Annotated in this window: 11 protein-coding genes and 1 pseudogene; 10 read left to right on the top strand and 2 right to left on the bottom strand. The window is 54.1% G+C overall.

Going from position 1 to position 9,221, the window contains the following annotated elements:
- The coding region (locus AC19YT_RS27630; protein ID WP_146469857.1) for a helix-turn-helix domain-containing protein at positions 1–72 on the bottom strand (72 nt) is incomplete at its 3' end.
- Positions 73–740: 668 nt separating this feature from the next.
- Between AC19YT_RS27630 and tnpA the strand changes: the two genes are divergently transcribed.
- From tnpA to tnpC, 3 genes are all read left to right on the top strand, one after another.
- Positions 741–1,097: an IS66-like element accessory protein TnpA gene (gene tnpA / locus AC19YT_RS27625; RefSeq protein ID WP_073665531.1), complete on the top strand. Its 357-nt coding sequence runs from the start codon at positions 741–743 to the stop codon at positions 1,095–1,097.
- Positions 1,097–1,432, top strand: a complete 336-nt coding sequence (tnpB, locus tag AC19YT_RS27620; RefSeq protein ID WP_034149241.1) for an IS66 family insertion sequence element accessory protein TnpB — start codon at positions 1,097–1,099, stop codon at positions 1,430–1,432. The genes tnpA and tnpB overlap by 1 nt, the downstream gene beginning before the upstream one ends.
- An 81-nt stretch (positions 1,433–1,513) precedes the next feature.
- The gene (gene tnpC / locus AC19YT_RS27615; protein ID WP_047292640.1) at positions 1,514–3,040 is read left to right on the top strand and encodes an IS66 family transposase; all 1,527 of its coding nucleotides are present in this window, start codon (positions 1,514–1,516) and stop codon (positions 3,038–3,040) included.
- A 472-nt stretch (positions 3,041–3,512) separates the two neighbouring features.
- Here tnpC and AC19YT_RS27610 read toward each other — a convergent pair whose 3' ends face one another.
- Positions 3,513–3,968, bottom strand: a complete 456-nt coding sequence (locus AC19YT_RS27610; protein WP_141232383.1) for a hypothetical protein — start codon at positions 3,966–3,968, stop codon at positions 3,513–3,515.
- Between the two features lie 225 nt (positions 3,969–4,193).
- Here AC19YT_RS27610 and AC19YT_RS27605 point away from each other — a divergent pair, with 225 nt between their 5' ends.
- The 7 genes and pseudogenes from AC19YT_RS27605 to AC19YT_RS27575 all read left to right on the top strand — a co-directional run bounded on the left by AC19YT_RS27605 (position 4,194) and on the right by AC19YT_RS27575 (position 9,136).
- The gene (locus AC19YT_RS27605) at positions 4,194–4,811 is read left to right on the top strand and encodes a cytochrome b/b6 domain-containing protein (protein WP_047292638.1); all 618 of its coding nucleotides are present in this window, start codon (positions 4,194–4,196) and stop codon (positions 4,809–4,811) included.
- Complete coding sequence (locus tag AC19YT_RS27600; protein ID WP_047292637.1) at positions 4,808–5,593, top strand: molybdopterin-dependent oxidoreductase; 786 nt, start codon at positions 4,808–4,810, stop codon at positions 5,591–5,593. Before AC19YT_RS27605 ends, AC19YT_RS27600 begins: the two co-directional genes overlap by 4 nt.
- Before the next feature lie 52 nt (positions 5,594–5,645).
- Positions 5,646–5,789: pseudogene (locus tag AC19YT_RS27595) on the top strand (pentapeptide MXKDX repeat protein); the annotation flags it as partial.
- A gap of 86 nt (positions 5,790–5,875) precedes the next feature.
- A protein-coding gene (locus tag AC19YT_RS27590) for an IS3 family transposase (RefSeq protein WP_087149576.1) occupies positions 5,876–7,431 on the top strand; the annotation gives its coding sequence in 2 pieces (ribosomal slippage) (positions 5,876–6,338 and positions 6,338–7,431; 1,557 coding nt in all).
- Positions 7,432–7,585: 154 nt separating this feature from the next.
- A complete protein-coding gene (locus tag AC19YT_RS27585; RefSeq protein ID WP_011711661.1) occupies positions 7,586–8,062 on the top strand; it encodes a DM13 domain-containing protein in 477 nt (158 codons plus the stop codon).
- Positions 8,063–8,462: 400 nt separating this feature from the next.
- Complete coding sequence (locus AC19YT_RS27580; RefSeq protein ID WP_052959448.1) at positions 8,463–8,834, top strand: hypothetical protein; 372 nt, start codon at positions 8,463–8,465, stop codon at positions 8,832–8,834.
- A 41-nt stretch (positions 8,835–8,875) separates the two neighbouring features.
- The gene (locus AC19YT_RS27575; protein ID WP_047296649.1) at positions 8,876–9,136 is read left to right on the top strand and encodes a hypothetical protein; all 261 of its coding nucleotides are present in this window, start codon (positions 8,876–8,878) and stop codon (positions 9,134–9,136) included.
- Positions 9,137–9,221: the final 85 nt, after the last annotated feature.

Below are 9,221 nucleotides of genomic sequence, written 5' to 3'. Positions count from 1 at the left end.
CAGGCTGAAACCTTGGGCATGACCGATTTGAATGGTGGCGCGCTCTTCAACGCTGAGTTCGGAATAAGACATAGGGACAGCACCGTACCGGAAAGGTCAGGTGTTGCACTCAGTTTTCGCCGCCGCCCGGTGTAAATACGACGTTGTTGCTCATTGGCATGCTCCTCACTGGCATGATTGGTGTGAGGTGAACGATACCGATTGGCCTCTTAAATATTGATGATCGAATCTTACGAATCTGGATTTGCCCAGATCCGCGGGGCGTTGGGGCGTCCGAAGTGGGGCCGCAAGCGCCCCCATGGGGTGAAAGTGCGCTGGTCAAATCTGATGCATTTTTTGATCAAAAAAATGCAAACGGATCGTTGAGTGGAATGAGGTTTTTCGCACCGAATAACAATCAGTAGAATTCCTACAGTCTCGGTGCCGGTTCACTCACCAGTCAGCTGGACACTACGTCAACTCGTGTACAAACCGGGTATAGCCTTCGGAGTCGGAGGTTTCGTACCAACACCTCTTACATAAATTGGTGTACCTAGCCATGAGTGATCCCATCAACCTCATGTTGTGCAGCCAAGGAAACACGGAATGCATCCGTGGAAACCAAATCTCGGGGGCGTTTACCTCCCAGCACTCCATTCGGGGAATAAAACCAGAATGCGACCGACCAGCTGTTTTGTAAGCGTCCGGCCAACACACCTTTCTGATCCCAACGCTTAGGGCGATGGTGGACACCTATTTAAGTGGACACCATTTTTAGCCTTATTAAGCGGATCGCCATGCGTCAACGACACTCTTACCCCAAACCTTTCAAAGCCCAAGTCGTTCAGGAATGTCTGCACGCTGGTGCGTCCATCGCAAGCGTCGCGCTGAGCCACGGGATCAATGCCAATCTCGTGCGTAAATGGATTCCGCTTTATCGCGACGCGGACAGTAAAAACCTGCCCGCTTTTATGCCTTTGAAACTAGAACCCTGCGTTCATGATCGTCCCGAGCCATCGATCAGAATCGACGTGCCAAGCGAGCATGGGAGCCTCGTGGTGAACTGGCCCGTCAACGATCCCGAGGGATGTGCCCGATTCGTCCGGGGATTAATCTGATGATCCGCATCGATTCCATCTGGCTCGCCACCGAGCCGATGGACATGCGCGCGGGCACCGACACCGCGCTTGCACGGGTAGTGGCCGTGTTCGGTGCGGCAAAGCCGCACTGTGCATATCTCTTCGCCAACCGCCGCGCCAATCGGATGAAAGTGCTGGTGCATGACGGCGTCGGCATCTGGCTGGCAGCACGTCGGTTGCACCAAGGACGCTTTTTCTGGCCAGGCGTGCGACATGGTTCGGAACTTGAGTTGGATGCAGAACAGCTTCAGGCCCTGATACTCGGTTTACCTTGGCAAAGAGTCGGTGCCGGCGGCGTCATCACTGTGCTTTAAGTTCTGCCATGGCCAGCTTGCCAGCGCAATTGGCCCATCAGTCTATCGCCGCCCAAAGCCCTCTCTGGCAAAATCGGCGGCATGACTTCCATCCCGAATCTCGACCAACTGAACCCTGAACAACTGCGCGCTCTGGCCGCGCAGTTGATGCAGCGCGTCGAGACGATGGACAAGCAAATCCACCATCACAAAACAGTCAACGAGAAACTGGCCCATGAGATCGCGCTGCTCAAGCGCTTCAAGTTTGCCAAGCGCAGCGAGCAACTAAGTCCTGCTCAAGCCAGCTTGCTCGATGACCTGATCGACACCGACATCGCGGCTATCGAAGCTGAACTTGAGGCACTGCAACCGACGCCGACTGCGGCCAAAGTGCGCCAGCAACCCAAGCGTGCGCCGCTGCCAGCGCAGTTTCCTCGTACGCTGATCCACCACGAACCGGACAACAGCCATTGCCAATGCGGCTGCGTCCTCAAGCGTATCGGTGAAGATGCCAGCGAAAAGCTCGACTACACCCCCGGCGTGTTTACCGTCGAGCGCCATATCCGTGGGAAATGGGCCTGTGAGCAGTGCGAGACGCTGATCCAGGCGCCGGTACCGGCGCATGTCATCGACAAAGGCATCCCTACGGCAGGCCTGCTGGCCCACGTTATGGTGGCCAAGTTTGCTGACCATCTGCCGCTGTATCGACAAGAGAAAATTTTCGGCCGAGCCGGTCTGGCAATCGCCCGTTCGACCTTGGCGCAATGGGTTGGCGCCTGCGGCGTGCAGCTACAGCCACTGGTGGATGCGCTGCGCGAAGCAGTGCTCGAGCATGGCGTGATCCACGCCGATGAAACGCCGGTACAGATGCTGACGCCGGGCGCCAAGAAGACCCACCGAGCCTACGTTTGGGCCTACGCAACCAGCCAGTTCGCCGACTTGGCGGCAGTCGTTTACGACTTCAGCCCGAGCCGCGCCGGTGAACACGCCCGAACCTTCCTGAACAACTGGAACGGCAAGCTGGTCTGCGACGACTTCGCCGGTTACAAGGCGAGCTTTGATCTGGGCGTCACAGAGATCGGCTGCATGACCCATGCTCGCCGCAAGTTCTTCGACCTTCACGCGACCAACAAGAGCCAAATCGCCGAAAAAGCGCTGCATTACATCGCAGCACTTTACGAAATAGAGCGTGAAGTAAAAGACCTAGAGCCGGACATGCGGCACCGAATACGGCAGGAAAAGGCGACTCCGATAATCGAGGCGCTACACGCCTGGATGATTGCCCAGCGCGAACTCGTGCCCGAAGGGTCGGCCATCGCCAAAGCCCTGGATTACAGCCTCAAACGCTGGGTCGCGTTGATCCGATATCTCGAGGATGGCGCCGTGCCCATAGACAATAATTGGTGTGAAAATCAAATCCGGCCATGGGCACTTGGGCGGTCGAACTGGCTGTTCGCCGGGTCACTACGCAGCGGCAAACGTGCGGCTGCGATCATGAGTTTGATCCAGTCAGCACGGCTTAATGGACATGATCCGTACGCCTATCTGAAGGATGTTCTGACGCGGCTGCCCACGCAGCGAGCGAGTGAGATTGCGGCGTTGCTACCACATCGGTGGCAACCGGTGTAATTACATCAGGTGGCGTCGTGGACGCGTTTATGAATATTCCGGCGCATAGTCCCAAAATCATCCACAAAACATGGTTTTTCGTAGCATTGGTTGCAATGGGGTAGATCTACGCCACGTACCGCCCTTTAGCGCCCCGAGACACCCTATAAATCCCGCAGTCTCCCTGTATCCCCCTCTCAAACACCCCCTTTCCCCCTCATTTAATCCGCGGAACAGTAGTTACCCTGGAGTTAGCGCCCCCTCATATCCCCCATTTCCCCTAACAATTCCTGTAACCCCCCGCCACACCCTGATTATCCCCGTAGCGCACCCCATTCTGCCCCGTCCAAAGTCACTCGGGCGTTGTCGCTCCGCATTTGGTAGCAAAACTCGCAAAACTGATCCAAATTTATGAAATTTTGCGACGGAAGACGGTCGGAAGCGATAGCCTCTGCAATACCTGAAACCTCTTAAATCCCCGTCTAATGTAATACTACTCAGCAAGGGAGAATTTTGTTTTGTGATTGTGTTGCATTGCGGTACCGCGCGCACCATCCCTCAAGAAGTGGCAATGGTCACAGGAAGCTATTGGCTGCTGCGCCAATTTCCGACTTAGGGCCAGATGCCTTTGCCGGACGCTTACGCTGTTTTTCGTAGGGGAGAGAATTGAGAGTATCCCTTTCAATTCTGGATACGGGCTGAGCGTCGGTTCAGTAGAAAATGCATAGCAGGGGAATAGGCTGCAGCCTTCATGATCGATCGAGAAAATTCGGTTGTCTGCCTCCCACTTAACTAAAGCCGGAGTAAGTGCTTCAACACGTATGTTGAAATGCTGCGCCAGCCGATTAACGGGAAGGAAATCACCGCATCCTAAAATGTCGCTCTTGGCTTGAGCGAGCATTTCCCGCTCCCTAGCGATAACTCTGCGCCGGATGTCGTCTTTTTCCACAGACATCACCTCGATTCGGGCTTGTAACCAATCCTACTCCGCTGTTTGTTCGACGCAACGGACAATCGTGCTATCCATGCAGTACCCCACAACCAATGACTTTCTTATGCGCCCATCAGAGGGGATCGACCGAGAGTTATCACGTTTTGTTTAACTCTTCGTGAGGATTTAGCGAAACCCAGCCATCCATACTCCGCCCCATTCAGTAACGAGTGGGAGCCGGACATGTTGCAGCGCACTGCTTCACCCAGGCCCATTCATCCGCGCTGGCTACGCCTGACGCATTGGCTCAACGCTCTGGCCGTGTTGATGATGATCACCAGCGGCTGGCGGATCTATAACGCTTCACCTCTTTACGATTTCAGGTTTTCCAACGCGATCACACTTGGGGGCTGGCTCGGCGGCGCATTGCAGTGGCACTTCGCGGCGATGTGGCTGCTGGCGTTCAACGGCCTCCTATACGTGGCCTTCAACCTGTTCAGTGGTCGCTTCAAGCGGCGCTTTTTCCCGGTTTCGCCAAAGGGAGTACTGCACGACCTGTGGGCCGCCCTGCGCGGAAAACTCGGTCACGCCGACCTCAGCCATTACAACCAGGTGCAGCGCTTTGCCTATCTGTTTGTCATGGTGGATATCGCCCTGCTGGTGGTTTCCGGACTGGTGCTGTGGAAGTCAGTGCAGTTCCCGCTGCTGCGTGAATTGTTGGGTGGCTACGACACCGCGCGGCATGTGCACTTCATTGCGATGGCGCTGCTGGTAGCGTTTGTGGCGGTGCATCTAGTGATGGTCGCGCTGGTACCAAAAACCCTGCTGGCCATGATTGTCGGTCGCAAGGAGCCCGTATGAAAAAGCGCATTCACAATCCTGATCTGGACGAGTCCTCGATCCTGTCGGATGCCCGCAAGATCCTTGCGCCGCAAATTGAAGACCGTTCGCGCCGCTCATTCCTACTGCACGGCCTGACGCTTGGTGGCGTGGCCATGTTGTCCGGATGCAATCTGACCAATACCGATAGCGTTGATACCGCATTGTCCTCCATGTCGCGTTTGAACGACCGAGTACAGGGCTGGTTATTCAACCCCAACGCCATGGCGCCGACCTATCCCGAATCGATGATCACCCGTCCGTTTCCGTTCAATGCCTTCTACGGCATCGACGAAGCACCGACAATGGAGGAAGAGAGTTATCGCCTCGAGGTGTCTGGATTGGTCGCAGACAAACGCAGTTGGCGCCTTGAAGAGCTACGTGCCATGGCGCAGACCGACCAGATCACCCGCCACATCTGCGTCGAAGGCTGGAGCGCGATCGGTCGCTGGGGCGGTGTGCGCTTCAGCGACTTCCTCAAACGCATCGGCGCCGACACCGACGCCAAATACGTCGGCTTCAAGTGCGCCGACGATTACTACACCAGCATCGACATGGCCACCGCGCTGCATGCGCAGACCCTGTTGGCGCTGACTTGGGACGGCAAGGTGCTGCCGCGTGAGTACGGCTTCCCGATGAAACTGCGCATGCCCACCAAGCTTGGCTACAAGAACCCCAAACACATCCAGGCGATTTTCGTTAGCAACACCTACAGCGGCGGCTACTGGGAAGACCAGGGCTACAACTGGTTCGGTGGCAGCTGACGGAGCCTGAAGCTTTCACACACCCGCAAACTGAGCTTCAAGGAGTTTCATCATGAAAAAGCTGACTACCGTTGTTCTGTCCTTGTGCCTGGCCGTTGGCGCTGGCTCTGTGTTCGCTGCTGACACCATGAGTCACGACAGCATGAGCAAGGATTCCATGTCCAAGGATGCAATGAAAAAAGATGGCATGAAAAAGTCTGACCCCATCCCCCGGTGTCAGGATAGTTGTCGCCTCTCCGATTTTTCCTAAAAAAGCATATCGGGGGCGGAAAGAGACTGGTCGTGCCGTACTATTCACCTGAACGCAGAGCCGCATTACTTAAAATGCTGCTTCCCCCGCTGAACCTGTCGATGGCCGAGGTTTCCCGGCGCGAAGGGGTCAGCGAAATGTCTTTGTCCAACTGGCGCAAGCAGCTCAGTTCTGAAGGAAATGCAGTGTCCGAAAACAAGCCGTTGACCGAGAACTGGTCAGCCGAAACCAAGTTTGCTGTCGTGCTTGAAGCCGCCGGTTTGTCCGAGATCGACCTCGGCGAGTATTGCCGCCGCAAAGGTCTTTACCCCGAACAAATCACGGCTTGGCGACAAGCTTTTATCACCGGCCAGAAATCGACAAAGGCTCAGCAAAAAGAAGATCGCGAGCAATCTCGCAAGGACAAGAAACGCATCCAGGAACTTGAGCGCGAACTGCGCCGCAAAGACAAGGCGCTCGCTGAAACAGCCGCGTTGTTGGTGCTGCGAAAAAAGCTCAACGACTACTGGGGGACGAACGACAACGAGGACAACTAACATCTTTGCCAGAGCGCCAGTTAATCGTTGCCTGGCTGGGTAGCGCGGTGGCGGCAGGAGCCAGAAAAATCAGGGCGTGCCAGGAAATCGGTCTATCGCTGCGGACTTTGCAACGTTGGACTGAAACAGAGGTTATCCAGGCCGATGCCCGAACGATTGTCACACGGCCAACACCGCGAAATGCACTGAGCGAAGTCGAGCGTCAGACCATTGTGACGCTGTGTAACAGCCCGGAGTACGCCCACTTGCCGCCGAGCCAGATCGTGCCGCGGCTGGCCGATCAAGGGCGTTATGTGGCGTCGGAGGCGACGTTTTATCGCGTTCTACGTGCGGCAGGCCAACAACAACATCGAGGCCGCAGCCAGCGGCCCAGAAGGCACGCAGCACCGACAACGCATGCGGCCAAAGCGCCCAATCAGGTGTGGTCGTGGGACATCACGTATCTGCCCTCGCCGATACGCGGAAAGTATTACTACCTCTATCTGATCGAGGATATTTACAGCCGCAAGGCCGTGGGCTGGGAGGTCTACGACGCGGAAAGCGGTGAAAAAGCCGCCGCGCTGCTGCAACGCAGCGTGATCGGTGAGCAGTGTTTACACGAACCGCTGGTGCTGCACTCGGACAACGGAGCGCCGATGAAATCGGTGACGCTGCTGAGCAAGATGTACGACCTGGGCATCACGCCTTCGCGGGGCCGACCGCGTGTGAGCAACGACAATCCCTACTCGGAGTCGCTGTTTAGAACGCTGAAATACTGCCCGCAATGGCCGCTGGATGGTTTTGCCAGTCTGGATGCTGCTCGGGCTTGGGTGAGGAATTTTATGCGGTGGTACAACAACGAGCACCGACATAGCCGCATCCGGTTCGTCACACCGGCTGAGCGGCATCGAGGGCTGGACCATCAGGTCTTGGCCCGGCGACATGAGTTGTACGAACGAGCCAAGGAAAACAAACCGGAGCGGTGGTCAGGCCGGACGCGTAACTGGGAACCGATCGGCACCGTGTTGTTGAACCCGGATCGAGAGCAACAGAACGAGAAAATGGCGGCATAGTTAGACGGTTGACGCGACAACTACCTTGAAAAATGCCGTCATGGTAGCTAAGCTAGCACCCCACTAACAATATCGCTATCAGCACATACCGCACCCTGTTCGAACTAATGGATTGTGATGGACACACCAAATAACTCACTGTATGAGGCAACCCATGAAAAAGCAATTAAAAATAATTCTGCTCGCGTCCCACCTGGCTCTGTTTGGCGCGGGAGTTGGGCTAGGGATCTATATACTTCCGATTTTGACAGCACAAGAAAACGCCACCATCGCCGAAATTGAAGAAGTGCAAAAGGTGGCAAAGTATAGCGGAGAGTTCAAGAAAGATCAGAAAGGCAGCGACGCCCTTCACTGGGCGAATGGACAACTTTTTGTTACGGATAACGAAATTGTATTTAAAGGTGATGTAGCACCTGGTCCAGACTACAAAATTTACCTGACAAAGAAACAAGCCACCGACAAAGAATCGTTTTTGGACATAAAGAAAGAAGCAATTCTGATTGGCGAATTGAAAAACTTCGGGAATTTCAAGAAAACCATTCCTGCAAGCGTCAACGTCAACGAGTTTACAACGGTCCAAATATGGTGCGAGCATTTCTCTAAGTTCATCGGCTCCGCAAAATATCAGTAAACAAGCTTAAACTTGGATCTTGCCTGTTCACGAATAACATGCGCCTCATGCCAATGGAAATTAAAGTCTTGCCGGGCATGAGGCCTCCCCTCCACGTCTAGATTCTTGAAGTCAAAATTGACCTCAACCGACCCTCAGACACTGACTACGATGCCTGCATACCCTGAAGCGGTTCACCAGATGGGCTTGCGACAGAGATAAGTACGCGCCAACCTCAGATGCCGCTAAGGCTCTATACGCCGCCTTATCGGAATGGGTGGAATTTTGCGCGCGAGCGTCTAATGTTATCCAAGAGCGAGGGCTCTGATTAGTCCCGTCTCCCATGAAGATTCGCAGACTAAGACCCCTATTAAATCTGTAACATTTCGCTAGTTAAACGTTCATAGTGGAGATAAATAAAATGATTTCTTTACTGTGGGGTGAAATTAACCATATCGACAATGTTAGACCCATAGACGATGAGGACCTGCCATGTCTAAATGAAATATTTGAAATATTGAAAAAGCACAACTGCATAGACAGATTTGGCGTGGCACTACTGCACAAACACTTTGATCTACAAGAAGATGAGGTGCTTCTGGAAACAACCGATGTGGATGGGCGCGAACAGTGGATCAGGCCGATTAAAGAAAGTTACTTAAAAGAAAACCGCATTGAAGCGCAAACAACCCTCGTATGTTACTCCGATGCAGGCCTGTCTCGGATGTGTGTTTGCGCGCGAGGGCCTGATGGTCATATAGGAAGACATGCCAGTACTCCAAGCATGGACTAAGTGTCAAAAATAGCTGGCGTGATAAGCGCAATGGAGGGAGCGTGGAGTGGATAAATATTGCCTCGGATGCCGTGAAAATTGGTATGGGAGCGTTGATCGCTGGAATGTTTGGCTATCTCGTCGCGCTGACCAATACTTCGGCAGAGACCAAAAAACTTCATATCACTAAAAAACAACTGCAGCTGGATAAGGTTATAGAAATACTCAATTCATTCCATAAAAATTATGCACACTATAGAGCCAATGTAAGAAATTACACAGGGCGGTTACAGGAGCTGAGTGCAACACGGTTATTGAATTGAAGCTGGAGCATCATGCCGCATAGCCATAGCTTCCTGCATCACCTCGTCCATAACCTCGATCGGACACTTGAAGTCGAAGCGCTTA

The organism is Pseudomonas sp. MF08875 (genome assembly GCF_059862525.1).
The sequence above is the reverse complement of the archived record's forward strand: the minus strand, read 5'-3'. Positions and strand labels throughout refer to the sequence as shown.